Origin of the sequence: Cupriavidus numazuensis (assembly GCF_905397435.1) — a bacterium.
GTDB lineage: Bacteria > Pseudomonadota > Gammaproteobacteria > Burkholderiales > Burkholderiaceae > Cupriavidus > Cupriavidus numazuensis.
The window spans coordinates 1-25,069 of sequence record NZ_CAJPVI010000071.1 but is presented as its reverse complement, the minus strand read 5'-3'; the positions used below and the strand labels follow the sequence as shown (position 1 = coordinate 25,069).

Here is a 25,069-nt window from a genome sequence, read left to right as displayed (position 1 = left end):
TGCGAGCTGGCAGGTGTGCAAAACGCGCCGCGCGTCGACCCACCCATATCGGGTTGCCTGTCCCGTGGCCATCAATCGCCCGCCCACCCGTCCCTATAATCTGCAAACGCCCACCGTCCGGCTTCCAAGGAATACTCCGCCATGCCGTCAGCCACAAAGGTGCCGGACACGCGGCCGCCCACTCCCGCCATTTCGACGACCAGGCACACGCCGCCGCGCAGCGCCCGACCGCTGATGCGGCGTGACAGCCTCACCGAACGCTTGACCGAGGCCCGCAGCCTGCGTTGCGTGACGATCCAGGGACCTGCCGGCAGCGCGAAGACGAGCAGCCTTGTGGCGTGGCGGCATTCGCTGCTGGCGCTCGACTACGACGTCGCCTGGCTATCGCTCACGCCCGAAGACGACGACCCCACCAGTTTCCTCGACGCCCTGCTCGCCAGTCTGGCAACCGTCGATCCGTCTCTCTCCGACAGCGCCCAACTGCTGGCTGGCCGTGACAGCACACCGGGCGCCGCCGAGCATTGCGTGATCACGCTCGTGCGCGCAATCGCCGCGCACCGCCGCCAGCTGGTGCTGATGCTCGACGATGTTCACCTGCTGCACGATCCGTGCGTGCTGTCCACGCTGCGCTGGCTGATCGAGTATGCCCCGCAGCAGCTGCACATCGCGCTCGCCTCGCGCCAGCCGTTGCCGGAACCCGTTTCCCTGTCGCTGGCCCGGCAGGAAGCGCGCGGCATGGCGGCCCGTTTCGATCTGCACGACCTGCGCTTCTCCGCTGACGAATCGGCGCGCTTCCTGCGCGAACAGCTCGGCACCATCGCCGCGCACGACGCCAGCCGTCTCCATGAGCTGACTGGCGGCTGGCCCGCCGGCCTGCAACTGTTCACGGTGGATCTGCGCGCCAAGCAGGGCAGCGGCTACGTGCCGGTCCATGTGCGCGACGCGGAGACCTTCGCCAGCTATTTCGAGCGCGAAGTGCTGATACGGCTTGAGCCGGCCGACCTGCATCTGCTGACTTGCCTGTCCGCTTGCGACCGCTTCTGCGGCGCTCTCGGCGCCACCCTGCTTGCCACGCCCGATGCCGGCCCGGAGATCGCGCGGCGCCTCGCCAGCCTGGCGCTCGACGGGCTCTTCCTGTTCCGCATCAGCGACGCCGCGGGCGACAGTACCTGGTACCGCCTGCATCCGCTGCTGCGGCAGGTCCTGCAGGCGCGCGCCGCCCGGCTGCCAGACGCTGACCGCCATCGTCTCCATACCACCGCGTGGCACTGGCTCACGGCGCATGGACTGGTCGAGGAAGCCGTCGGCCACGCCGTCTGCGCGGGCAGCGCCGACGCCGCTGCCGACATGGTCGAGCAAGCCGTGATGGAGCGCCTCAAGCGCGGCGAACTGAGCCGGCTTGCAGCGCTGCTGCGCCGCCTGCCGGCCGCCACCATCGCTGGCCGCTTCCGCCTGGAACTGGCGATGGCCTACCTTCACATGTACGCGGGCGAAGGCGATGCTCTCGAAGCCAGCCTGATGCGCCTGGACGCGTGGCCCGACGCGCCGGACGCGTCCCGCCAGCGCCGCCGCTACGTGCTGGCAGTCCTGCGCGGCGGCCTGGCGCTCGTTCGCGATGACACCGACGCCGTCGCCGCGTTGCTGCCTGAACTGCATCGCCCGCCGCCATGGGCCGACGACTTCGCATTCACGGCACGTGCCAACATCCTGTCGTGGATGCACATCTATCGCGGCGAATACGGCGAGGCGCGCCAGGTGATCGAGGACGGCGCGCAATGCGACGGCGCTCCGCGCGGCATTCTGCTCGGCCGCTGCATGGGCGGCATGACGCGCGCCGCGGAAGGCGACGTGCTGCTGGCCGAACGCATCTTCCGCGACGTGCTGGCCGAGTCCGAGCAGCAGGACCGCACCTACGCGGGCGTGGCCTGCATGGCCGCAGCGCTGCTCGGCGAAGCGCAGTACGAACTGAACGACGTCGATGCCGCCGCACAGTTGCTGGCCGCGCGCGTCGACATGCTGGAGCGCATCTCGATCCCCGACACCGTGCTGCGTGCGCTGCAGACCCTGTCGCGTGCCGAGTGGCTGGGCGGGCGCCGCACCGAGGCGCTGGCCTGCCTTGACCGCCTCGAACGCTATGCGCAGCGCCGCAAGACCGACCGCCTGCTGGCGACGGCGCAGGGGCTGCGCGTGCGCTGCCATCTGGAAGCCGGCGAAACCGACGCCGCCGCGTCGGTCATGCGCGGGTTGGATGCCCTCGCCGCGAAATACCGCGGCGCCACGCTCAGCACGGCATGGGAGGTGCGCGTGTGCGCTGACCTGGCGGCCACGGCCATGCACCTGCATCACAACGATTTCGACGCCGCGCTCGCGCGGCTCGCGCCTCTGCAGGGCCTGTCCCGGGCCGGCGGCCGCTGGTGCCGGGTGGCCGCACTGCACGTGCTGATGGCCATCGCCGAAACGGGGCGCGGCGACGCAGGCGCGGCGCGCGCCCATCTGGTGGAAGCACTGCGGCTCGGTCACCGCCTCGGCCTCGTTCGCAGCCTGCTCGACGTCTCGCCGCAAGTGGAGGCCATGATGGCGGACCTCTCGCGCGACCCGTCGCTCGACCCTGTTCTGGGCTTCTATGCCCAGCGGCTGGCGAACCATGCGGGTCAAGGCACGACGCCGCCTGCGCATCCCGCACCGTCCCGGCACACGGCGACCGCTACGCTCAGCGAGCGCGAGAACGAAGTGCTGATGCTGCTCACGCAGGCCATGCCCAACAAGAAGATCGCTCGGGTGCTCAATGTGTCGGTCGACACCGTGAAGTACCACCTGCGCAACGTCTACGCCAAGCTCGGCGTCGGCAACCGCGACGAGGCCGTCACGCGGCTGCGTGAGGCGCAGACACCGCGCCTGAGCTGAACCTCTCCCCCGACCTACACCACCGGTGTAGGGATTTTCCCCTCCGTCGCGCCCACACTGTCCTCATCGCGGGACCGATCCGGTGCCGCCAACGGATGGGGAGAATCAGCAGTGGATATTCAGCGCAACGTCTACCGTGACGACCATGAGATGTTCCGCGCCACCGCGCGCCGCTTTTTCGAGAGCGAATGCGCGCCGCATCAGGCGGAGTGGGACAAGGCCGGCCAGGTTGGCCGCGACATCTGGCTGAAGGCCGGCCGCGAGGGCCTGCTGTGCGTCACCGTGCCGGAGGAATACGGTGGTGGCGGCGGCGACTTCGGCCACGCCGCCGTGCTGGCCGAGGAATACCACCGCTCCGGCGTGTCCGGCCCGAGCTTCTCGGTCCACTCCGACATCACCGCGCCTTACATCGTGCGCCTCGGTACTGAAGAGCAGAAGCGCCGCTGGCTGCCGGAAATCTGCCGCGGCGAAAAGATCCTTGCCATCGCCATGACCGAGCCGGGAACCGGCTCCGACCTGAAATCGATCCGCACCTCCGCCGTGCGCGATGGCGACGACTTCGTCATCAACGGCAGCAAGACCTTTATCTCCAACGGGCTGAACGCCGACCTGATCGTCGTGGTCTGCAAGACCAACCCCGCTGCCGGTGCCAAGGGCGTGAGCCTGATCATGGTCGAAGCCGACCGCGAAGGGTTCCGGCGCGGCCGCAAGCTCGAAAAGGTCGGGCAGCACGCGGCCGACACCGCCGAACTGTTCTTCGACAACGTGCGGGTGCCGGCGAGCAACCTGATCGGCGTCGAGAACGGCGGCTTTATCCACCTGATGGAGGAACTGCCGCAGGAGCGGCTGATCATCGGCGTCTACTGCGCCGCGCGCCTCGAGCGTCAGCTCGAACTCACGCTCGAGTACGTCAAGGACCGCAAGGCGTTCGGCCAGACCGTGTGGGATTTCCAGAACACCAAGTTCAAGCTGGCCGACATCAAGGCACAGGCCATCGCCGTGCGCACGATGATCGACTACTACATCGCCCAGCACATGGAGCGCAAGCTCACGCTCCAGGAAGCGGCCATCGCCAAGCTGTTCGCCACCGAGACCATGTGGAAGTGCGTCGACGAGATGGTGCAACTGCACGGCGGCTACGGCTACATGCTCGAGTACCCGATCGCCCGCTCGTTCGTCGACATGCGCGTGACGCGCATCTTTGGCGGCACCAGCGAAGTCTTGCGCGACCTGATTGCACGCAAACTCTGAACCACGCACCCCCAGACCCTGGAGTCATCATGAGTGAAAAAGTACTGGTTGCCGGTGTCGGCATGATCCCCTTTTCCAAGCCGGGCGCGAGCCCGAGCTATACCGAGATGGGCGCCGAGGCCACGCGCCGCGCGCTACTCGACGCGGGCATCGGCTACGAGGACGTGCAGCAGGCATTCGCCGGCTACGTCTACGGCGATTCCACGTGCGGCCAGACCGCGCTATATGAAGTCGGCATGACGGGCATTCCCATCGTCAACGTCAACAACAACTGCTCGACCGGATCGACGGCGCTCTACCTGGCGCGCCAGGCGATCGCCACCGGCGACGCTGACTGTGTGCTGGCGCTGGGCTTCGAGCAAATGCAGGCTGGCGCGCTGAAGTCGCACTGGACCGACCGGCCCGTGACCCGCGCACGCTTCCAGCCGATCATGCACAGTCTGACCGCCGACATGGACGGCATGCCCCAGGCGCTGCGCACATTCGGGGGCGCCGGCCGCGAGTACATGCAGCGCTACGGCGCCGGTATGGATACCTTCGCCGCCGTGCGCGCCAAGGCCAGCCGGCACGCGGCGAACAACCCTCTCGCGCTGTTCCGCAAGGTGCTGACCACGGAAGACGTCATGAATGACACCGTGTTGCTGCCAGGTGTCATGACTCGCCTGATGGCGTGTCCGCCGACCTGCGGCGGCGCTGCGGCCATCCTCGTGTCCGAGCGCTTCGCCCGCAAGTACGGCCTGCGCACCGATGTGCAGATCCTGGCTCAGGCGCTCACCACCGATCCGCCCGCGTCGTTCGATCCCCCGTCCATGCTGAACTACGTCGGTACCCACATGACGCGCTCGGCGGCCAACAAGGTCTATGAAAAGGCCGGCATCGGCCCCGAGGACATCGACGTCTGCGAACTGCACGACTGCTTCGCGCAGAACGAAGTGATCAGCTACGAGGCGCTGGGCTTCTGCCCCGAGGGTGGTGCCGAGAAGTTTGTACGCGACGGCGACAACACCTATGGCGGAAAGGTCGTGGTGGGTCCGTCGGGCGGACTGATGTCGAAAGGCCATCCGCTGGGCGCAACCGGGCTCGCGCAATGCTTCGAACTGACCCATCAACTGCGCGGCACGGCCGAGCAGCGGCAGGTGCCCGGCGCCAGGCTCGCATTGCAGCACAACCTCGGCCTTGGCGGCGCCTGCGTGGTGACGCTCTACGGTTCAAACTGAGCGCGCAGCGCCGCATGGAGGAGACAAGATGAATCAGCCATTCTTCACACGCATGCTGGGCCTCGGCCTGGCTTGCGCCGCGGTTGCCGCGGCCATCGTCCCTGCGCCGGCCGGCGCGGCGGACGACTATCCCTCGCGACCGCTGCGCTTTATCGTGCCGCTGACGCAGGGCAGCGGCTCCGACACGGTCACGCGCTTCGTCGCCGAGCGCGTCGGGATCGCGCTGGGCCAGCCGGCCATCGTCGAGAACCGTCCCGGCGCCGACACCGTGATCGCCATTCAGAGCATGCTCAACGCCCCGGCCGGTGGCTATAGCGTGCTGATGATCTCGCCGAGCGCAATGGTCATCAACCCGCTGGTGCACGACAACCTGCCGTACGACCCCAAGCGCGATATCCGCCCGCTGGCCGCAGCCATCCGCGCCACGTCGGTGCTGGTGACTGGCCCGGCATCTCCGTACCGCAAGTTCGCGGACCTGCTGGCCGCCGCAAAACAGAAGCCGCGCTCGGTAAGCCTGGCGAACTACAGCTACCACTACCGGCTCGGCGCACTGCAGATGCAGCAGATGTCCGGCGTCACGTTCAACCACATTCCCTACAAGGGCGCTTCGCAGGTGCAGACTGACGTGATGGGCGGGGCCGTGGATGCGGCGCTGCTGGATCTCGGCGGCGCGCTGCCGCTGATCCGCGCAGGAAAGCTGCGTGCGCTGGCGGTCACGACCAAGGCGCGCCACCCTGAACTGCCGGACGTCCCGACCGTCGCGGAAAGCGGTGTACCGGGATACGAGCTGACGGTCTGGATTGGCTTCGGCGTCAGCAGCAAGACGCCCGAGCCTGTCGCGGCAAAGCTGGAGGCGGCACTGCTCCAGGCCATCAGGTCACCCGCCTTCAAGACCTTCGCCACCACTACGGCCTATGCCGAAGTGCTGGCCCTGCCGGGACGGCAGACAAGCCAGATGATCGATGCCGAGCGCACGCGCTACGGCGCGCTGGTCAAGACCTACGACGTCAGCGCGCGCTGACGATGACCGCAGCTGCGGCCGACTGCCGTGGCTGCAAACCGATTGGAAGGAAACACCATGCAGCAGATTTGCAAAGACCGGGTCGTCGTCATCACAGGCGCCGCGCGCGGCATAGGGCGCGAATACGCGCTGGAGTTCGCACGCCAGGGCGCGAAGGTGGTTGTGAACGATCTCGGCGGACGCAGCGACGGTTCGGGCGCGGCGAGCGCACCGGCCATGGATGTCGTTGCTGAAATCGAGGCACTGGGCGGCGAAGCCATCGCCAACTTCGACGACGTGGCCGACTGGGAAGGTGCCCATCGCATGATCCGCACCGCCGTCGACCACTTCGGCGGCCTCGACGTGCTGGTCAACAACGCGGGCATCCTGCGCGACCGCACGCTCGCCAATATGTCGGAAGACGACTGGGATGCGGTCATCCGCGTGCACCTGCGCGGCACGTTCGCGCCGTCGCGCCACGCTGCCGCGTACTGGCGCGACGAAAGCAAGGCAGGCCGGCAGCGCACGGCGCGGCTGATCAACACCAGTTCGTCGTCGGGGCTCTACGGCAATCCGGGCCAGGCCAACTATGGCGCGGCCAAGGGCGGCATCGCCACCATGTCGATCATCGCTGCGCAGGAACTGGGCCGCTATGGCGTGACGGTCAATGCTATCTACCCGACGGCCATGAGCCGGATGACCGAGGCGCTGTTCGCCGCCAATCACTTCAAGCACGTGGAGGCGTCCCCCGAGGGATTCGACCAGCTCGATCCGGCCAACGTCGCCCCTTTGGTCGCGTGGCTGGGCAGCGAAGCGTCGGGCGACATTACCGGCCGTGTGTTTGGCGTGCGTGGAGGCCGCATTGTCGTGGCCGAAGGCTGGCACGCCGGCCCGAGCATCGAGAAGCACGGCCGCTGGGACGCAGCCGAGCTTGGCGCGCAGATCCCCGCACTCGTGCGCCAGGCCGCCCCCAACGCCCATGTCTCCGGTGAAATTCCCCGGGCCTGACCAGCACACACGCCATGACGATGATTCCAAAATTCCTCGGCGACCACGCCGCGCTGACGCCAGACAAGCCCGCCGTCATCAACGGCACCACCGGTGAGCGGCTGACCTATCGCGAACTTGAAGAGCGGTCGAACCGCTTTGCCCAGTACCTGCATGCGCAGGGACTGCGGCGCGGCGACCACTTCGCGATCCTGCTCGAGAACAATATCCGCTGCTTCGAGCTGTGCTGGGCAGCGCTGCGTTCGGGCCTGCTGGTTACGCCTGTCAACCGCTACCTCACGGCGCCGGAAGCCGCCTATATCATCGCGGACAGCAATGCGCGTGCCGTTGTGACCTCATGGGCGATGCGCGAGCTCGCCGACCCGTTGCGGGACCTCATCCCCGCCGGCTGTGCACGACTCATGGTGGACGGGACCATTCCGGGCTGGGAAAGCTACGAAGAAGCCGTCGCGGCATACCCCGCCGAGCGGCTCGCCGATGAATGGCTGGGTGCCACGATGGTGTACAGCTCGGGCACCACAGGCCGCCCCAAGGGCATCATCCGCGCGCAGCCGGCCGGCAAGGTCACCGAAGGCTCCGGGTCGGCGCGCCGGCCGCAATTCGACCGCTACGGCTTCAACGCCGATACTGTCTACCTTTCGCCCGCGCCGCTGTACCACACGGCGCCGCTCGGCTATGGGCTGGAGACGCAGTTCGGCGGCGGCACGGTCGTCTTCATGGACAAGTTCGACGCCGAGGATGCGCTGCGCCTGATCGAGCGCTACCGCGTCACCCACAGCCAATGGGTGCCGACGATGTTCATCCGCATGCTGAAGCTGGACGCCGCACAGCGCTCGGCCTACGACCTGTCGAGCCACCGCGTGGCCATCCACGCCGCCGCGCCGTGCCCGCAGGAAACCAAGCGCGAGATGATCGACTGGTGGGGTCCGATCCTTCACGAGTACTACGCAGCGACCGAGGGCAACGGTTCGACCTCGCTCGATACGCACGAATGGCTCGCCCATCCCGGCTCGGTGGGCAAGGCGCTGCTCGGCCAGATCCGCATCTGCGACGACGACGGCAATGAATTGCCCGCCGGCGAGACCGGGACGGTGTACTTCGAGCGCGACACGTTGCCGTTCCACTACCACAACGATCCGGAGAAGACCCGCGCCGCACAGCATCCGCGCCATCCGACCTGGACCGCGGTCGGCGACGTCGGGCGCGTCGATGCCGAAGGCTACCTGTACCTGACCGACCGCAAGGCGTTCATGATCATCTCGGGCGGCGTCAACATCTATCCGCAGGCGATCGAAGACGCGCTGGTCATCCATCCGAGCGTGGGCGACGCAGCGGTGATCGGCGTGCCGAACGCGGAGATGGGCGAGGAAGTCAAGGCAGTGGTCGAGCCCGCCGCAGGCGTAGCGCCAAGCCCGGAACTGGCCGAGGCGCTGCTCGCCTACCTGCGCACGAAGGTGGCGAAGTACATGGTGCCCCGCTCGGTCGATTTCATCGACACGATGCCGCGCCTGCCGACCGGCAAGCTGTACAAGGCATCGCTGCGCGAGCGGTACTGGAAGGCACCATGACCGCCGCGCCGTTCCGCACGCGGCTGACCGAACTGTTCGGCATCCGCCATCCGCTGTTGCTGGGCGGCATGCATCACCTCGGCGAGTCCGGCGTGGTGGCCGCCGTGGTCAACGCCGGCGCAATGGGTTTCATCACCGCGCGCTCGTTCGCCACCCCGGACGCGCTGCGGCAGGACCTGCGGCGCTGCCGCGAGCTGACCGGCGGCCGCCCGTTCGGCATCAACCTCACGCTCGCGCGGCGTGCCGGCCACAACGATGCCGTGCAGGAATGGATCCGCATTGCACTCGACGAAGGCGTGCGTCATTTCGAGAGCGCGGGCAATTCGCCGGCCGAACTAGTCGGGCCGATCCAGCGCGGCGGCGGCGTGCTGATCCACAAGTGCCCGAGCGTGCGCCATGCGTTGTCAGCCGAGCGGCTCGGCGTGGACGCGGTGGCGCTGGTCGGACTGGAGGAAGGCGGGCATCCGGGCGCGAACAAGCTGTCGGCCTTCGTCAACGGCGCTTTCGCGCTCGACCGCATCCGGCTCCCGCTGGTGATCGGCGGCGGGATCGGCAGTGGGCGCCAGATCGCGGCGGCGCTGGCGATGGGCGCCGATGGCGTGGTGATGGGAAGCCGCTTCATGGTGGCCGAGGAAGTCGTCGCGCATGGCGCGTTGAAGGCCCGCATCGTGGCGGCCGACGAGCATTGCTCGGTCACCATCCTCGACACGCTTGGCGATACCTGGCGTGTGCTCGCCAATGACACCGCGCGAGCGGTGCAGCAGCGCGAAGCACAGGGCGCGCGCACGCATGCCGAGTTTGGCGACCTGATCCTGTCGGCCCGCACGCGCTCACGTGTGTATGAAGCCGGCGACGTCGAAGACGGCATCGTATCGCTGGGACCGGCGGGCGGATTCGCAGACAGGATCGAGCCTGCCGCGGCCATCGTCGACAGGCTCATGGCCGATGCCCGGCAAGCGGCCGCGAAATTCCGCCACACGACCGGCACGTCGTGCGTCGGCCAGACCGCGATGGCCTGATGCGATGCACCGCAATTGACCGCGGGGATCTTCCCCCAACGAATAAAGGAAACACCCATGCAAACCAATCATGACCATTCCGACGTCACCGTGCGCCGCGATGGGCACATTGCCATCGTGGAACTGGCACGGCCGCCTTACAACTACTTCGACGAGACGCTGATCGGGCATCTGGTGGCAGTCTTCGAGCAGCTCGACGACGATGCTTCGTGCCGCGCCATCGTCCTGGCGTCGCAGGGGAAGGCGTTCTGCGCGGGCGCGGATTTCTCCGGCGGCCCGACCGATCCGCAGATGCCGCGCCGGCTGTACCGCCATGCCGTGCGTCTGTTCGCCACGCGCAAGCCCATCGTTGCCGCGGTGCATGGCCCGGCCATTGGCGGCGGCGCGGGACTGGCGCTGGTGGCTGATTTCCGCGTCACCTGCGAGGCCGCGCGCTTCGCCGTCAACTTCAACCGGCTCGGCATTCATCCCGGCTTTGGGCTGTCGGTCACGCTGCCGCGCCTTGTCGGTCCCCAGCAAGCGGCAATGCTGCTCTTCACCGGCAAGCGCATCGATGGCCGCAAGGCGGTCGAGATCGGCCTTGCCGACGTGCTGGCTCCCGATGGCGAGGTGCTCGCGCACGCCGTGGCGCTGGCGCACGACATCGCCGCATCGGCGCCACTGGCCCTGATGTCGACGCGAGCCACGCTCCGCCAGGGACTTGCGGACGCCGTCCTGGCGGCCGTGGACCACGAAGCGTCGGAGCAGGAATGGCAGGTCCGGACCGCCGACTTTGCAGAGGGCGTCGCCGCCACCGCGGCGCGCCGCGAAGCGGTATTCACCGGCAAGTAATAGCCGCGGCATTGCAAAGGAGTCCAACGTGAACCACCTGTTAGAGACCTTCCGCCTGGCGCAGCTTCCGCCGGAAGCCGAGGCCTTCCGTACCGAGGTCAGGCAATTCCTGGCCGAGCACCAGCCGCCCGCGCCGGCCGACCGGCGCGCGCGTTCGTGGATGGGCTTCGATGCCGAATTCAGCCGCCGCCTGGCCGCGCGCGGCTGGGTCGGGCTGACGCTGCCACCGGCGTGCGGCGGCGCGGGGCTCGACGCCTTCCGCCGCTTCGTGCTGGTCGAGGAACTGCTGAGTGCCGGCGCGCCGGTCGCCGCGCACTGGATCGCCGACCGCCAGAGCGGGCCGCTGATCCTGCGCTACGGCAGCGAGCACCAGAAGCAGACTTACCTGCCGCGCATCTGCCGCGGCGAGGCATTCTTCTGCATCGGCATGAGCGAGCCGAACTCCGGGTCCGACCTGGCCAGCGTGCGCAGCCGCGCGGTCCGCACCGAAAGCGGCTGGCGCCTGAACGGCCAGAAGATCTGGACTACCAACGCGCACCATTGCCAGTTCATGATTGCGCTGGTCCGCACGTCGGGCGCGCCGGAGGACAAGCAAAAGGGACTCTCGCAAATCATCGTCGACCTGTCGCTGCCGGGCGTCACCATCCGCCCGATCCACGACCTGACCGGCGACGCGCATTTCTGCGAGGTGATCTTCGACAATGTCGAACTGGGCGAAGACGCGCTGGTCGGTGCGGAAGGCAGCGGCTGGGAGCAGGTCAACGCAGAACTCGCGTTCGAGCGAAGCGGACCGGAGCGCATCTACTCCAGCATCGTGCTGCTCGACCTGTGGGCCAGCCAGTTGCGCCGCCACGGCGCCACGCGCGAGCAGTCGGCCGCGCTGGGCCGCTTCGCCGCGCATATCGCCACGCTGCGCAGCATGTCGGTGGCGGTGACGGCCAAGCTCGCGCGGCATGAAAGTCCTGTCGTGGAGGCTGCGGTCGTCAAGGATCTCGGCACCGAGATCGAGCAGGCGATTCCCGCCTGCATCGAGGCCGCCATGTCCGCCGACCCCGACGCGCCGGCAGATGCCGAGCTTTACCGCACCGTTGCCTATCTGAGCCAGATCTCGCCGACCTTCTCGCTGCGCGGCGGCACGCGCGAGATCCTGCGCGGCATGATCGCGCGCAGCCTGGGCCTGCGCTAAGGAGAGTTGCCATGTTCGTAGAAGCCATCGAAGCCATCCTGCAAGACCAGTTCACACCATCGGCCATCCGCGCCATCGAGAACACCGGCAACGCCAGGCCTGCCTGGCAGGCGCTGGCCGATGCCGGCTTCCTGGAGCTGCTCGCCACCGAGCAGGCCGGCGGCGCGGGGCTCGGCCTGCCCGATCTCTTCCCGATCCTCACCACCATCGGCCGACACGCGGTGCCGGTGCCGCTCGCGCAGAGCATCGCCGCCCGCGCGCTGCTCGCGCGCGCGGGCGCCGAAGTGCCGACCGGAATGATCACGCTCGCCCAGTCGTGCCGGTACGATGCCGATGGCACGCTTGTCTGCGCCTACACGCCCTTCGGCACGATCGCCGACCACGTGCTCGCCGGCGGCCCCGATGGGCTGCTGCTGCTCGACTGCCGCCACGCGCAACGCGAAGCGACCGGCGTGCGCGGCAGCCAGTGCGCGTCGCTGCGCTGGCCGCCGGGCCATGCAGCCGTACCGCTGCCCGGTGTGACGTCCGGCGAAGTACAGGCCTGGGGTGCCGCGCTGCACGCTGCGCTGATCGCCGGCGCCGCCGCGCGCGTGGGGGACATGACGTTGCGGTACTGCCAGGACCGTTCGCAGTTCGGCAAGGCCATCGGCAAGTACCAGGCCATCCAGCATCAGCTGGCCGTCATGGCGGAACACATCGCCGCCGCCACGGTAGCCGCAGAGCTCGCCTTCTGCGCCGACGGCACGCAACCGGCGCGGCTGCCCGCTGCCATCGCCAAGACGCGCAGCAGCGAGGCGGCGCAACTGGTGGCCGCCACCGCACATGCGTTGCATGGCGCGATCGGAGTGACCGAGGAATACGATCTGCAACTGTTCACGCGCCGGCTGCATGAATGGCGGGGGGCACATGGATCGGAGGCTTGCTGGGCTCCTGCCGTCGGCGACGCATGGCTTGCCGGGGAGATGTCGATTGTGGAATTTGTCAGAAGCGTGGCCCTGCCGGCAGCTTTGCCAAACTGACGTTCATTCCATAACGAGGCGTCCGGTGGCCTTGTGGGTGAAGAGGGGGTGAAGGAAGCAGTGGCGACGCAATGCCTGTAGCCCCGACTTGCGAACGGATACCGCCATTGCCCTCCCCAGACATCTCGTGTCCCGGGGCCTGGCGCTTTCCGTTCGCTAAGACACCCCTCCCCGCAGATCAGCAATAAAAAAAAGACCGACCATCAAAGATGATCGGCCCCAAGCTCACAGCTCATGGAGATTCAGTTCCCCGCCCCCCGCGCGGCATCCGGCGAAAAATAGGCTTCTACGTATTTCGGCTCGCTGTTCAGCCGCGGCGGCTGACCTTCGTTGGTCAACCGGTCCGCCAGGTAGGCGCCCGAGATCAGGTCGTGGTAGAACACCGCGGTGGGGTAGAAGCGCTTCGCATCGTAGGCATAGACGTTAGCCTGGATGTTGGTGCGCCAGAGCTGGCCACGGCTGTCGTAGTTGTCCGCCAGCACGCCGTACCACGAATCCTCGTCGATATAGATGATGCGCTTGGCGTACTGGTGGCGGAAACCTTGCTTGAGCGTGGCTTCCAGCACCCATACGCGGTGCAGCTCGTAGCGCATGTTGGTCGAGTCTGCATGGCCCTTGGTCAGCAGGTCCTGGTACTTGATCGACGGCGAGCTCATGCGGTAGTTGTTGTACGGCACGTAGAGCTCGCGCTTGCCGACGATCTTCCAGTCATAGCGCTCCGGCGAGCCGTTGAAGAAGTGGTCGTCATCCACCGTGCGGAAGCCACCGGGGCCGAACGGCTGGTCATAGCCATACTCTGGCGCCTGGCGCACGCGGCGCGTGCCCGGGTTGTAGGACCAGGCGCGGTTGGTGTCCGGTTCGGCGCTGTCGTAGAGGCTAAAGCCCGTGAGGATCGAGCCGCGGTCGCGCAGCGGCAGTTCGGTGTACATGCGGTAGAACGTGCGCGTATTCAGCGCCGCCTTGCCGTCGAAGTGCTGGTTGTCCTTGGGCGACCAGATCTCGTACTTGACCTTGCCCCAGGCGATTTTTCCGTCGGCGTAGACCACGGCCTGGTCGTAGACCGCGCGCTCGCTCTCGATCGCCGAAGCGAAGCGCAGGTTCCACAGCAGTTCCAGCCCGGTCTTGGGAATCGGGTATGGCACGGTGGGCGGGCTGTTCTTCACGCCATTGCCTTCGCCGAGCATTTCGATCTGGGGCGCATAGGTGCGGATCGCCTTGTAGGTGCCGTCGTCATAGCGGAAGTCGCGATGCGTGGCGTAGACCGGCAGCTTGAACGTTTCCGGGAACTTCTTGAACAGCGCCTTCATGCCTTCAGTCAGCTGCTTGTCGTACTGCGCCATGTTCTGCGCAGTGATGACATACAGCGGCTTTTCATCGGCATACGGGTCCGGGTAGCGTTCGCCGGGCTTGTAGGCGAGCCCCGTGGGCGCGCCCAGCCACTTGCCCGTCCACGCGGGAATGGTGCCGTCCTTGTTGGCGGCGCGCTCCGCGCCCAGCGGCGTGAGGTTGCCGTCCAGTTGCTTGAGGTCGTCCTGGGTAATCTTCGCCGTGGCCATCGTGACGGCCAGGGCGCCGGCCGCCAGCACGCCGGCGTGCAACAGAATCTTCAGTGGTCGGGCTTTCACGTCTGTCTCCTGGAAAGTTTTGTCGTGCCCGCTGCCATCGCGCGCAGCGTGGCACCAATTTGCCCTGCCGCTGCGCTAGCGGCTTCGTCCGCTCGGACTCGTCCGTTCGGAGTATGCGAACGCGCGCGGCGCCGCCATAGCATCGGGCGGCCGGCATGTGCCGGCACGAGTCAATCCACGCCGGCGGGCAAACGGCCGGCGCAAAAGGAGGAGCAGATGGCCAAGGCAGAGAATCTCGTTACGTCGATCCACGTCGACATCAACGCACCCGCATCGCTGGTGTGGGAAGTACTGACCGACTTCGGGCGCTATGCGGAATGGAACACCTTCTGCCCGGGCCTGGAGACCACCGGCCGGCTGGGCGATATGGTGCATATGCAGGTACGCATCCCGGGCACCGAGCAGGTGATTCCCGTCAACGAATACCTGGTGGCATGGGAGCCGGAACGGCTGCTGTCATGGGAGCAGCGCCCCACCGACGAGAACAAGGATGCCGCGCGGCGCGACCAGTACGTGCAGGCCATCGGCACCGCACGCAGCCGCTACTTCACCACGGACCTCTTCCTGGGGCTGAACGCCGACACCATCATGCGCGAGCACGGTGCCTGGGTGAAGCAAGGCTTCGACCAGGTGGCGCGCGATGTCAAGACGCGTGCCGAGGCCCTTCACGCGCAACGGTAATAAGGCGAGCGCTTCGCGCTCGCCTGAGGTTGCTGACAACGTCAAAAGCAGCGACTGTTGTCTCCCCTCTCCCATTTATGGGAGAGGGGCGGGGGAGAGGGCAGGAGTCGCCACGAAGTGATGCGTCATGGTGCTTGCCATGCGCTTGCCCTCTCCCCCAACCCCTCTCCCGCAAGCGGGAGAGGGGAGCAAACAAGCTGGTGCGCCAGCTTTGTCGTTAATCAGAAATCGAGTGGCCGCTGTACCGCGTCGACGCCGCCATCGATGAAGACGACGTTGCCGTGCATGTAGGAAGCCTGCGGGCTGCACAGGAATTCGATCAGCGAGGCCACCTCTTCCGGCTGCGCGCGCCGGCCCATCGGCGGCAGGAAATCGCGAATCGCATCGCCATAGCGCGGATCGTCCAGGCCCGCCTGTAGCAGCGGCGTCTGCACCGCACCGGGTGCCACTACGTTCAGGCGCACGCCGGCCCTGCCCCACACTGCGGCGCGGTGCCGCGCGGCGGCGGCCACGGCGTTCTTGGCGCTGGCATATGCCACGTAGCCGGACTGATCGCGCGTGACGTCGTCCGCTGCCGCGGCACGCACCAGCGCATGCACGCCGGCCTCGTCGCCGCGCAAATAGGCATCGCGCAGCGGGCTGCCCGCCCACGATTGCAGCGTGGCCGAGTTCGATGACACCACCACGGCGCATGGATCGGTGCCCTGCCGCAAGGCTTCGAACAGCCCGTCGAGCAGCGCCACCACACCGAAGTAGTTGACGGATGCCACCAGCGTGGCGGGATCGACGTGCGGGCCCACGCCGGCGCAGCAGATCAGCTTGTCGATCTTGCCGCCGGACTGCGACAGCGCGCCGTCGATCGCCGCGGCGCGGCCCTCCGGCGTGGAAAGGTCGGCTTGGATCTGCGCGTCGCGCAGGTCGATGCCGATGACCCGGCAGCCGGTGTCAAGCAGGCGCTGGCGAATGGCCGCGCCCATGCCTGACGCGGCACCGGTGATGACCGCAGTTGTCATGGTGTGTTTCCGTACTTGAAGAATGAATTGGACTGGCAAGAAGACATCACGGTGCCGGCCGCTGGCCCAGCACCGTCAGCGCTGCGACGCCGCGGCTGCGTACGCAGGCGTCGTCGCAGGCCTCGCGGCCGGCGTCGGCCGACACGAAGATGCCGGCACGGTGTTCGCCCGGCTCGTCGCGGCCGGCAAACAGGCCCGATCCGCCCGTTGCCAGGCCCACCGCCACACCGGCCGCCATGCCGGCACCAAGCGCCGCCAACCACCGAGTCCGCTTCATCGCTGTCTCCCGTCCGCCCTTTTTGCGAGGCTGTGAGTGGATCGTAGTCAGTGGAACGGGTGCCCGATTCGTCCAAGCAGACTAGGGGGTATCCCGCACCGGCGCCCGCGCGGCAGTGGCAACTGCTGCACATTGGGGAGATGCCAGCAGCAGATCGGCGCCCGCGTACAGCCGCGCCAGCGGTGCGGCGCAATGCGCCAGGCTCGACGGCGCCAGCGACAGCGACTGCGCGCTCAGCAAGCCCCACAGGTGCGCCACCAGCAGGTTCGCGCGCTGCGGATCGGGCAGCCATGCCCTCAGTCGTTCGCACGCATATTCGGCGCGCTGCTGCACATGGGCGCGCAGCGGGCAGAGCTCGCAGTCTTCCGTGCAGCGGTGCTGCACCACCGCAGACAGCAGGTTGGCATGCGGCGCCAGCGCATCGCCATCGAGCAGCGCTGCAAGCAAGCGCTCGAGCTGCCCCGGCGCATCCGCATCGCAACGCGCGAGCCGCAGCGAAATCTCGGCCTCGGCACTGGACAGCAACGCGCTGAACAGTTCGGCACGGGACCGGAAATGCCCGTAGATGGCGCCTCGCGTCATGCCTATGGTGCGCGCGACCTCCTCCAGCGTGACACAGTGCGCGCCGCGCTCGCGGATGACCTGCCAGGCACTGGCAAGGACGCGTTCGCGCGTGACGGCCGCATCCTCGCGGCGGCGCCGGCCCATGGCTGCGCGCGTCTTATACAAAGTGAAGATCGTCCGGTCCCCAGTAGGCCCGCATGCTGCGGATGCGACCATCGGCGCCGAAGGTCATGACGTCGGTCACGTCGATGCGGGCCGGACGCCCTTCCATGCGGACATGGACCGAGAATGTCAGCGCGGCGGCATCGCCATGCGAACCGCGCGGTGGCGCCATCACCTCCAGCCGCGCGCCCAGCGAGGTGGTGTGCCGGTAGAACGCAAGGATCGCGTCGCGTCCGGCAATCACCTCCCCGCCGACCGGGTCCTCTACGGTCGCGTCGTCGGCATACAGTGCGGCAACGCCCTGGGCGTCTCCGGCATTGAAGCGTTCCACGTATTGCAGCAGCGTGGCTTTCCTGGCGGCGTTGTCAGCCATCATCGTTCTCCTGAGCGGTTCAGCGGGACGGTGCCGTATCGGCAAGAAAGCCGAGGCATTCGCGGTTGAAGTAGTCCGCGTGTTCGACCATGACCCAATGGCCGCAGCGGTTGATCATCACGAACCGCGCATCGGCGCAGCCGGCGAGGAACTTCATGGCGCCGCCGGCGGGATTGAACTGGTCTTCGGTGCCCCAGAAGCCCAGCACCGGGCACTGGATCTCGCCAAGCCGCTCGGTCAGGTTCGGCACGCGCATGGTCGCCAGCACCTCGCGCGGCTGCTCGCGGCACACCGCCATGCGTTCGTCGACCAGCGCGTCAGTCACAAGGCTGGCATCGTGGACCAGAAGCTGCAGCAGTTGCCGCATGGTGTCAGGGTTCATATGCCCGCCGGTGAACAGCGACACCATGCGCTGGATACCCGCCATCTGGAAGTAGGTCTCGCGCTCTTCGACACCGCCGGGCGCCATCATCACGAGCCGGCTGACATGCTCGGGATAATCGAGCGCGTATTGCAGCGCAATCGCGCCGCCGAGCGAATTGCCAACCAGCACGCAGCGCGGCAGTTCCAGCGCCAGCAGTTGCTCGCGCAGCGCGGCGACGAAGAAGTCCAGCGTGTATTCGACGTCATCCGGCTTGGACGACAGCCCGTAGCCCGGCAGGTCCACTACCACCGTGCGAAAGCCCGCCGCGCCTAACGCCGGCACGTTGTGGCGGAAGTTGCTGTGGCCGCTCGCGCCCGGTCCGCTGCCGTGGATGAATACCACGGGCTCGCCACTGCCCGTGTCCAGGCAGTGCAGCCGCAGGCCCGCGGCCGTGGTGGTGAAGCGCCCGACCGGCAGCGATGGGTGCAGCGACGAAGGCGTGGCGGCTGGCGTAGCCGGCTGTGACGTAGCGGACATGGTGGCGTCTCCCGTTGTAGTGGCGACGATAGTGCTGGGCGCGCGCGCGCCGGGCATCGTTCATTCGGACTACGATCGGCGTGGCCGCTTCTCCTACGATGGGCGCTCCAATGACAGGGAGAGCACCCATGACGGAATTCGACTACACCGGCCAGACCGTGCTGGTAACGGGCGGCATGCGCGGCATCGGCCGCGCCATCAGCGAGGCCTTTCTGCGTGCCGGGGCGCAGGTCTGGGTATGTGGGCGCACCGTGCCTGCAAGCCGTGACGAACTGCCGCGTGCCGACGGCCGCGAAGCGCACTTCATCGCGGCCGACATTCGCGATATGGAGCAGGTCGATGCCATGCTCGCGCAGATTGCGCAGGACAGCCCGACGCTCGACGTGGTGGTCCACAATGCCGGCGGCTCGCCCTTTGCGATGGCCGCCGACGCCTCGCCGCGGCTGCTTGAATCGGTGATCCGCCTGAACCTTGTGGCACCTCTGCAACTGGCGCAACGTACCAACGCGCGCATGCAGCAGCAGGCAACGGGCGGCACGCAGCTTTTCATCGGCAGTATCAGCGCGCTGCGGCCGTCGCCGGGCACCGCGGCCTATGGCGCCGCCAAGGCCGGCATCCTCAACGCGGTACGCACGCTGGCCGTGGAATGGGCGCCCAAGGTGCGCGTCGTTGCCGTGAGCCCGGGGCTGGTGCTGACGGAGACGTCGCAGCAGCAGCACTACGGTGATCCGGAAGCGCTGCGTGAAGTGGCTGAAACCGTGCCGCTGGGCCGGCTTGCTAGTCCGCAGGACATTGCCAGCGCCTGCCTGTTCTTCGCCTCGCCGCACGCGTCCTATGTGTCGGGCGCGAACCTCGTCATCGACGGTGGCGGCGAGCGGCCGGCATTTCTGGGTGCTGCATCGGTGAACCATTCCTGAGCGCTGCGGCTTGGGGAATCCGCCTAGTCCGTTCTGCCGATTTGTGCACCGCCGCCCCTCTCTACGCTTGCGCCTAGCGAGCGCTAATCGAAGTGTCAGGCAATGAACCATCACCGATACCAAGGGGAGACAACCATGCACATTCCACGATCCTGCCCACTGCCGGCGAAACCAGGGCGCTTCCGCAAGCTGCGGCCGATCGCCGCTGCGGCGGCCCTGGCCGCTTTGCTGTCGTCAGGCGCCCAGGCAGGAGAAACCATCGATCTCGGCCACGACACCACGCTCGACTACAGCGTCACGGCCAGCTACGGCGCTGCCGTGCGCACCGGTACCCAAAGCAACACGCTGCTAAGCCCGGCCAACATCAACGGCGACGACGGCAACCGCAACTTCAAGCGCGGCGATATGACCGCCAACCGCGTTTCGCTGCTGGGCGAAGCCCACGTCAAGCACGACGCGTTCGGCGCGCTGGTGCGCGGCAGCGTGTTCTACGACTGGGCCTACAGCGGCACCAACTCGAACAACGCGCCGGGCACGGTCAACCACAGCGGCCCGTTCAACGAGTTCACCGGTTCCGCGCGCGACTACCACGAGTCCCGCGCGCAGCTGCTCGATGCCTATGTCTACGGTGCGGTGCCGATCGAAAGCACTCAGCTCAGTTTCAAGCTCGGCAACCAGGTGGTGGCCTGGGGCGAAAGCCTGTTCTTCGCCAACATCGCCGGCGCGCAAGGGCCTGCGGATGCGACCAAGGCCTTCGTGCCGGGCGCGGAGGTGAAGGACATCCTGCTGCCGGTGCCGCAGGCCTCAGTGCAGTGGCAGGTCACGCCGGCATTCAGCCTGATGGGCTATTACCAGTTCACCTTCAAGCCGAACCAGATCTTCGCGCCGGGCAGCTACTTCAGCACGTCCGACATCGTCGGTCCGGGCGCCGAGTTCATCATCGGGCCGGGCTTCCGCATTCCGCGCGGCCCCGATATCTCGCCGTCCGACTGGGGCCAGTGGGGTATCGGCGGGCGCTTCCGTGTGTTCGAAGACACCGAGATCGGCCTCTACCAACTGCGCTATCACGACAAGAATCCGAGCGTCGTGACCTCGCTGTTCCCGACGCTGCAGTACCAGCAGAAGTACTTCGGCGGCATCAACCTGACCGGTGCCAGCTTCTCGACGCAGCTGGCCGGCGCCAACGTCGCGGGTGAAATCAGCTACAAGGACGGCGTACCGATGCTGGTCGACGTGGCCGGGTCGCCCACCGCATCGCGCGGCAAGGCGCTGCAAGCACAGCTGTCGGCGATCTATGCGATCGGGCCGACCTTCCTGGCCAACTCGCAGTCGCTGCTCGGTGAAATCGCCTATCTGCACGTGCTCGGCGTGGATTCGGTGATGGGCTTCGACAAGCTGTCGAACACGCGCAATTCCGCAGCATTCCAGGTCGGCTGGTCGCTCACGTACAACAACGTGTTCGACGGCTGGGACCTGACGGTACCGCTCACGTATGCGCAGCAGTTCAGCGGCAACGCTGCCGTTGCCGGCGCGTTCGGCACGCTGATGGGGTACGGCGACAAGCGCGCCAGCGTTGGCCTCACGTTCAAGTACCTGAACAACCTGGAACTCAACCTGACCTACGCCGCGTTCATCGGCGGCGCCAGCATCGCCAACCGTCCTCTGTCTGACCGCGACTACGTGGCCTTCAACGCCAAGTACTCCTTCTGACCTGTACGCGCCGCGGCGGCATGCCGCCGCGGCTGCATCGCTTGAAATCCCCTCCCCCATGACTGCCGACCTGATCACCACGCTCAGCAACGAACTTCACCATGCGCTTGTCACGCGCTCGCCGGTGCCGCCCCTGAGCGGCCGCGGACTGGGCCTGGGCATCGGCGACGCCTACCGCATCCAGCAAGGCTTCATTGCGCACCGGCTCGCGGGCGGCGACCGCATCACGGGCAAGAAGATCGGCGTGACCAGCCAGGCCGTGCAGCAGATGCTCGATGTCCACCAGCCTGATTTCGGCATCCTGCTGCAGAGCATGCACTATGCCGAAGGACAGCCGATTCCCACCGACATGCTGATCCAGCCGCGCGCCGAAGGCGAGATCGCGTTCTTCCTGCGGCGCGATCTGCGCGGACCCGGCGTCACGCGCGACGATGTGCTCGATGCCACCGAGTCGGTCGCGGCATGCTTCGAGATCGTCGATTCCCGTATCCGCGACTGGCGCATCCGCATCGAAGACACGGTTGCCGACAACGCCTCGTGCGGGGTCTACGTGCTCGGCGACGAGCGTGTCAGCCCGCACGCACTCGACCTGGCTGCGTGCGCCATGACGCTCGAAAAGAACGGCGAATGCATCGCCACCGGGCTCGGCAGCGCCGCGCTGGGCCACCCCGCCGATGCCGTGGCGTGGCTGGCCAACACGCTGGGCAGCTTCGGCATTCCGCTGCTGGCGGGCGAAACCATTCTGTCGGGCTCGCTGGCAGCGTTGATTCCGGTGCAGGCGGGCGACCGGCTGTCCATGCAGATCAGTGGCATCGGTGGCTGCACCGCACAATTCATCTGAAGCGCACACTACCCGCACGCAGCAACGCTCGACGCGGCGTTGCTGCAACGCGAGGATTCCTCCAACTCGATGCTGGAAGCCGGTCCCCCGCGCGACCGGAGCTTTGTAAATACTGCACCACGACGCGCCGCCTATTACTCCGCGTGATCGACCTGCACAGGGCAAAGGCGAATTCTTCAGGCCTTTGAAAAAGCTCCAGCCCAACATGCGCATCGGGCAAATAAGCCGGCACATGCATCGGTACTCGTGCACCACATAGGAAATCTGCTGCATATTTCCTGCTCCACTTCCAGGCAGGCACTGCGTCTGGCATGACGAATGCAGACGTACACGCGGGATCTCGCCGGGCGATACCGTGGCCTATCCCATTTCTGGAGACACCTGGAGAACACAAATGTCAAAAGACATTGGATGCAGAACTTTGCCAGCAACTATACGACTGGCACCCCACGTCCTTGCCACTGCCGCCGTGCTGGTGCTATCTGCCTGCGGCGGCGGAGGTGGTGACGACGACCATGCCGGAAATGAGCACCCGGCGACCCCGGTGTCGTGCGAAAACATGCCCGGCAAGACCGTTTCCGCCAGCAACATCGGCTTGCCGACCAAGGGCGCGACCGTGACCGATGCGGTCAAGGTACCGGCCTCGGGCGGCGGCCAGCTTGGCACCGGCGAGTATTGCAAGGTGACCGGCACGATTACCTCGGTTGATCCGACGGCGCCGGCGATCAAGTTCGAAGTCGACATGCCGGCGAGCTGGAACCAGAAGGTGGTCATGTTCGGCGGCGGCGGCTACGACGGCACCATCCCCAACACGGCAGGCAATGTGCCCGCCGGCCCGACTGACCAGCCCACGCCGCTTGCGCGCGGCTATGCCACGTTCGCCAGCGATTCCGGCCACCAGGCCGGCGCGCTCGGCAGCCGCGACGGTTCGTTCGGCACCAATGACGAAGCCTTGCGCAATTTCGCCGGCGACGCGCTCAAGAAGACCCGCGACGTCGCGGTCGCGCTGATCCAGATGCACTATTCCGCCGATGGCCCGAAGAAAGCCTATTTCGCGGGTGGCTCGAGCGGCGGCCGCGAAGCGCTGGCAGTGGTGCAGCGCTGGCCCCAGGACTGGGATGGCGCCATCGTGCTCTACCCTGCCTGGAATGCCGCGAGCCTGGACCTGCAGTTTGGCCGCATCACCCGTGCGCTGGCCGCGCCGGGCGCTTATCCGAACCAGGCCAAGCGCAAGGTGCTCTATGACGCTGCGATTGCCGCCTGCGACAACCTCGACGGTGTGAAGGACGGCCTGATCAGCAATGTTTCTGCGTGCAATACCAACTTCGACCCGTCAACGGCAATGCTGAACGGCCAGCCGGTACGCTGCGCCAACGGTGCCGATACCGGCGACACTTGCCTGTCGGACGCGCAGATCAACGCGCTGAAGGTCTATAACTCCGAGATCGTGTTCGGCTATGCGCTGGGCAGCGGAGAAACGCATTATCCGGGCTTCAACGTCTGGGGCGCGGATCTCGGCATCGCCGGGAATGCCTCCGTACAGGCCACGGTCATCGCGCTGGCGCTCAACCTCGATGCCCCGGCCAACCCGATGCCGACGACTGCCCCGTACGGAAGCGTGTTCTGGGACCAGTGGGCGCGCTACTTCGTGACGCGTGACCCGACTTTCAACTCGCTCACGCTCGACCCGCAGAACCCGGGCTCGTGGCAGGACCGCATCAGCCAGCTCGCCGGCATCCAGGACGTCAACAAGACCGACTTGTCCGCGTTCAGGAACAAGGGCGGCAAGATCCTGATGGCACACGGCATGTCAGACGCACTGGTCAGCACGCGCTCGACGGAAGAGTATTTCACGCGGGTGCAGAGCACGATGGGCGCGGGCAACGTGAGCACGTTCATGCGCTATTACGAGATCCCTGGCTATGGCCATGCGGTGAGCTCGGTGTTCAATGCTTCGTGGGACTCGCTGACAGCGCTGGAAAACTGGGTTGAAAAGAACACGGCGCCTGCCTCGCTGACGGTGACGGACACGGTTGGTGTGCAAGGTCGGACACGTCCGCTTTGCGAGTATCCGAGCTGGCCGAAGTACAACGGCTCCGGCGACGTCAACGCGGCGGCGAGCTTTACCTGCGCCACGCAGTGACGCCATGGCAGGGGCCGGCCATCGCGGGCGGCCCCTGCTTTAACCGCCAGCACCACAGCACGTGGGTCCGCACGCTCCCATGCTTGACTCCACCGACCCATACTTGGCAGGTATGGGTTGAGACATCATAGGTCTTGGACGTGCGAACTGCCGCAGTCCATACTTTTCTCCCGTGGCTGGCCAGCGCATAAAGCCGCGTGAAAGCCCCCTTTCGAATTGGGAAATTTGCGGAGGTGAAGAATTCGCCGATCCTGTACGCCGACAACCGCTGCCCCAACCCCCGAGCGCTTCAGGAAGTTGACAGCAGCACCCTCTGACAATGGAGACAAGGCACATGATGCAAACGCGTACCGTCGGCGACCTCAAGATCACCCGCATCCTCGAGTACGCGGGCCCGACGCACGATCCTGCCTTTCTCTTTCCCGACATCGACCGCGGCGTGCTGGACGCCAACGCGGACTGGATGGCGCCGCATCACTGGATGCCCCATATGAACAAGCTGATCGTGACGATCCAGTTCTGGGTGGTGCATGCCGGCGACAATATCATCGTGGTCGATACCGGCGTGGGCAACTTCAAGCCTCGCGCCGGCATCGCGCGCATGAACATGCTCAACACGCTGGTGCGCGAGTGGATGATCGCGGCCGGCGCGCCCCCGGAGAAAGTCACGCATGTGGTCATGACACACCTGCATGCCGATCATGTCGGTTGGAACACCACCTGGCAGGACAACCGCTGGGCCCCGACCTTTCCTAGGGCCTGTTCACACTAATTTGATTTAGTTGTATGCTTCGGTGATGGAAATCACCGAAGCCCAATATCGACAGATTGAACACTGCTTGCCTCGCCAGCGTGGCAA

General features: G+C 66.7%; 22 protein-coding genes. 16 read left to right on the top strand and 6 right to left on the bottom strand.

Translation table 11 applies throughout. The annotated features are described in order from the left end of the window. Window positions 1-141 precede the first annotated feature (141 nt). From KHO41_RS35910 to KHO41_RS35865, 10 genes are all read left to right on the top strand, one after another. Window positions 142-2,904, top strand: coding sequence for a LuxR C-terminal-related transcriptional regulator (locus KHO41_RS35910; RefSeq protein ID WP_211957983.1), 2,763 nt, complete (start codon window positions 142-144; stop codon window positions 2,902-2,904). Window positions 2,905-3,015: 111 nt separating this feature from the next. After that, window positions 3,016-4,155 (top strand): acyl-CoA dehydrogenase family protein, encoded by a 1,140-nt coding sequence (locus KHO41_RS35905; protein WP_211957982.1) that lies wholly within the window; start codon window positions 3,016-3,018, stop codon window positions 4,153-4,155. 29 nt (window positions 4,156-4,184) lie between these two features. Beyond that, window positions 4,185-5,372, top strand: a complete 1,188-nt coding sequence (locus tag KHO41_RS35900; RefSeq protein WP_211957981.1) for a lipid-transfer protein — start codon at window positions 4,185-4,187, stop codon at window positions 5,370-5,372. 28 nt (window positions 5,373-5,400) lie between these two features. Next, window positions 5,401-6,393 (top strand): tripartite tricarboxylate transporter substrate binding protein, encoded by a 993-nt coding sequence (locus KHO41_RS35895; RefSeq protein WP_211957980.1) that lies wholly within the window; start codon window positions 5,401-5,403, stop codon window positions 6,391-6,393. A gap of 57 nt (window positions 6,394-6,450) precedes the next feature. After that, a complete protein-coding gene (locus KHO41_RS35890) occupies window positions 6,451-7,380 on the top strand; it encodes an SDR family oxidoreductase (protein ID WP_211957979.1) in 930 nt (309 codons plus the stop codon). Between the two features lie 14 nt (window positions 7,381-7,394). Further along, the gene (locus KHO41_RS35885; protein WP_211957978.1) at window positions 7,395-8,948 is read left to right on the top strand and encodes an acyl-CoA synthetase; all 1,554 of its coding nucleotides are present in this window, start codon (window positions 7,395-7,397) and stop codon (window positions 8,946-8,948) included. Next, window positions 8,945-9,967 (top strand): NAD(P)H-dependent flavin oxidoreductase, encoded by a 1,023-nt coding sequence (locus KHO41_RS35880; protein ID WP_211957977.1) that lies wholly within the window; start codon window positions 8,945-8,947, stop codon window positions 9,965-9,967. The genes KHO41_RS35885 and KHO41_RS35880 overlap by 4 nt, the downstream gene beginning before the upstream one ends. Before the next feature lie 57 nt (window positions 9,968-10,024). Continuing rightward, window positions 10,025-10,798: an enoyl-CoA hydratase/isomerase family protein gene (locus tag KHO41_RS35875; RefSeq protein WP_211957976.1), complete on the top strand. Its 774-nt coding sequence runs from the start codon at window positions 10,025-10,027 to the stop codon at window positions 10,796-10,798. A gap of 28 nt (window positions 10,799-10,826) precedes the next feature. Then, window positions 10,827-11,984, top strand: coding sequence for an acyl-CoA dehydrogenase family protein (locus tag KHO41_RS35870; protein ID WP_211957975.1), 1,158 nt, complete (start codon window positions 10,827-10,829; stop codon window positions 11,982-11,984). A gap of 11 nt (window positions 11,985-11,995) precedes the next feature. Next, window positions 11,996-13,003, top strand: coding sequence for an acyl-CoA dehydrogenase family protein (locus tag KHO41_RS35865; protein ID WP_211957974.1), 1,008 nt, complete (start codon window positions 11,996-11,998; stop codon window positions 13,001-13,003). A gap of 242 nt (window positions 13,004-13,245) precedes the next feature. On the opposite strand, the gene KHO41_RS35860 is transcribed toward KHO41_RS35865, so the two are convergent. After that, window positions 13,246-14,628, bottom strand: a complete 1,383-nt coding sequence (locus KHO41_RS35860) for a DUF1329 domain-containing protein (RefSeq protein ID WP_211957973.1) — start codon at window positions 14,626-14,628, stop codon at window positions 13,246-13,248. A gap of 216 nt (window positions 14,629-14,844) precedes the next feature. On the opposite strand from KHO41_RS35860, the gene KHO41_RS35855 reads away from it, so the two are divergent. Further along, window positions 14,845-15,309: an SRPBCC domain-containing protein gene (locus KHO41_RS35855; protein WP_211957972.1), complete on the top strand. Its 465-nt coding sequence runs from the start codon at window positions 14,845-14,847 to the stop codon at window positions 15,307-15,309. 221 nt (window positions 15,310-15,530) lie between these two features. Here KHO41_RS35855 and KHO41_RS35850 read toward each other — a convergent pair whose 3' ends face one another. From KHO41_RS35850 to KHO41_RS35830, 5 genes are all read right to left on the bottom strand, one after another. Continuing rightward, window positions 15,531-16,322 (bottom strand): SDR family oxidoreductase, encoded by a 792-nt coding sequence (locus KHO41_RS35850; RefSeq protein ID WP_211957971.1) that lies wholly within the window; start codon window positions 16,320-16,322, stop codon window positions 15,531-15,533. A 46-nt stretch (window positions 16,323-16,368) separates the two neighbouring features. Next, window positions 16,369-16,599 (bottom strand): hypothetical protein, encoded by a 231-nt coding sequence (locus KHO41_RS35845; RefSeq protein ID WP_211957970.1) that lies wholly within the window; start codon window positions 16,597-16,599, stop codon window positions 16,369-16,371. Between the two features lie 81 nt (window positions 16,600-16,680). Beyond that, on the bottom strand, window positions 16,681-17,307 hold the full coding sequence (locus KHO41_RS35840) for a TetR family transcriptional regulator (RefSeq protein ID WP_211957969.1): 627 nt from the start codon (window positions 17,305-17,307) through the stop codon (window positions 16,681-16,683). Between the two features lie 13 nt (window positions 17,308-17,320). Further along, window positions 17,321-17,698, bottom strand: a complete 378-nt coding sequence (locus tag KHO41_RS35835) for a nuclear transport factor 2 family protein (RefSeq protein WP_211957994.1) — start codon at window positions 17,696-17,698, stop codon at window positions 17,321-17,323. Window positions 17,699-17,717: 19 nt separating this feature from the next. Beyond that, complete coding sequence (locus tag KHO41_RS35830) at window positions 17,718-18,599, bottom strand: alpha/beta fold hydrolase (protein WP_211957968.1); 882 nt, start codon at window positions 18,597-18,599, stop codon at window positions 17,718-17,720. 128 nt (window positions 18,600-18,727) lie between these two features. Here KHO41_RS35830 and KHO41_RS35825 point away from each other — a divergent pair, with 128 nt between their 5' ends. From KHO41_RS35825 to KHO41_RS35805, 5 genes are all read left to right on the top strand, one after another. Next, window positions 18,728-19,516, top strand: a complete 789-nt coding sequence (locus tag KHO41_RS35825) for an SDR family oxidoreductase (protein ID WP_211957967.1) — start codon at window positions 18,728-18,730, stop codon at window positions 19,514-19,516. Window positions 19,517-19,651: 135 nt separating this feature from the next. Continuing rightward, a complete protein-coding gene (locus KHO41_RS35820) occupies window positions 19,652-21,226 on the top strand; it encodes a DUF1302 domain-containing protein (protein WP_211957966.1) in 1,575 nt (524 codons plus the stop codon). Window positions 21,227-21,284: 58 nt separating this feature from the next. Beyond that, on the top strand, window positions 21,285-22,067 hold the full coding sequence (gene dmpE, locus KHO41_RS35815; RefSeq protein ID WP_211957965.1) for a 2-oxopent-4-enoate hydratase: 783 nt from the start codon (window positions 21,285-21,287) through the stop codon (window positions 22,065-22,067). A 394-nt stretch (window positions 22,068-22,461) separates the two neighbouring features. Beyond that, on the top strand, window positions 22,462-24,210 hold the full coding sequence (locus KHO41_RS35810) for a tannase/feruloyl esterase family alpha/beta hydrolase (protein WP_211957964.1): 1,749 nt from the start codon (window positions 22,462-22,464) through the stop codon (window positions 24,208-24,210). A gap of 334 nt (window positions 24,211-24,544) precedes the next feature. Continuing rightward, window positions 24,545-24,982, top strand: a complete 438-nt coding sequence (locus tag KHO41_RS35805; protein ID WP_244874186.1) for an MBL fold metallo-hydrolase — start codon at window positions 24,545-24,547, stop codon at window positions 24,980-24,982. Window positions 24,983-25,069 lie beyond the last annotated feature (87 nt).

Bases quoted from the DNA above. Each gene is read 5' to 3' on its own strand.
- KHO41_RS35880 (WP_211957977.1), top strand. From the start codon at position 8,945: ATGACCGCCGCGCCGTTCCGCACGCGGCTGACCGAACTGTTCGGCATC.
- KHO41_RS35840 (WP_211957969.1), bottom strand. From the start codon at position 17,307: ATGGGCCGGCGCCGCCGCGAGGATGCGGCCGTCACGCGCGAACGCGTC.
- KHO41_RS35825 (WP_211957967.1), top strand. From the start codon at position 18,728: ATGACGGAATTCGACTACACCGGCCAGACCGTGCTGGTAACGGGCGGC.
- KHO41_RS35805 (WP_244874186.1), top strand. From the start codon at position 24,545: ATGATGCAAACGCGTACCGTCGGCGACCTCAAGATCACCCGCATCCTC.
- KHO41_RS35875 (WP_211957976.1), top strand. From the start codon at position 10,025: ATGCAAACCAATCATGACCATTCCGACGTCACCGTGCGCCGCGATGGG.
- KHO41_RS35900 (WP_211957981.1), top strand. From the start codon at position 4,185: ATGAGTGAAAAAGTACTGGTTGCCGGTGTCGGCATGATCCCCTTTTCC.
- KHO41_RS35835 (WP_211957994.1), bottom strand. From the start codon at position 17,698: ATGGCTGACAACGCCGCCAGGAAAGCCACGCTGCTGCAATACGTGGAA.
- KHO41_RS35850 (WP_211957971.1), bottom strand. From the start codon at position 16,322: ATGACAACTGCGGTCATCACCGGTGCCGCGTCAGGCATGGGCGCGGCC.
- KHO41_RS35855 (WP_211957972.1), top strand. From the start codon at position 14,845: ATGGCCAAGGCAGAGAATCTCGTTACGTCGATCCACGTCGACATCAAC.
- dmpE (WP_211957965.1), top strand. From the start codon at position 21,285: ATGACTGCCGACCTGATCACCACGCTCAGCAACGAACTTCACCATGCG.
- KHO41_RS35885 (WP_211957978.1), top strand. From the start codon at position 7,395: ATGACGATGATTCCAAAATTCCTCGGCGACCACGCCGCGCTGACGCCA.
- KHO41_RS35890 (WP_211957979.1), top strand. From the start codon at position 6,451: ATGCAGCAGATTTGCAAAGACCGGGTCGTCGTCATCACAGGCGCCGCG.
- KHO41_RS35845 (WP_211957970.1), bottom strand. From the start codon at position 16,599: ATGAAGCGGACTCGGTGGTTGGCGGCGCTTGGTGCCGGCATGGCGGCC.
- KHO41_RS35865 (WP_211957974.1), top strand. From the start codon at position 11,996: ATGTTCGTAGAAGCCATCGAAGCCATCCTGCAAGACCAGTTCACACCA.
- KHO41_RS35910 (WP_211957983.1), top strand. From the start codon at position 142: ATGCCGTCAGCCACAAAGGTGCCGGACACGCGGCCGCCCACTCCCGCC.
- KHO41_RS35830 (WP_211957968.1), bottom strand. From the start codon at position 18,599: ATGTCCGCTACGTCACAGCCGGCTACGCCAGCCGCCACGCCTTCGTCG.
- KHO41_RS35810 (WP_211957964.1), top strand. From the start codon at position 22,462: ATGTCAAAAGACATTGGATGCAGAACTTTGCCAGCAACTATACGACTG.
- KHO41_RS35895 (WP_211957980.1), top strand. From the start codon at position 5,401: ATGAATCAGCCATTCTTCACACGCATGCTGGGCCTCGGCCTGGCTTGC.
- KHO41_RS35820 (WP_211957966.1), top strand. From the start codon at position 19,652: ATGCACATTCCACGATCCTGCCCACTGCCGGCGAAACCAGGGCGCTTC.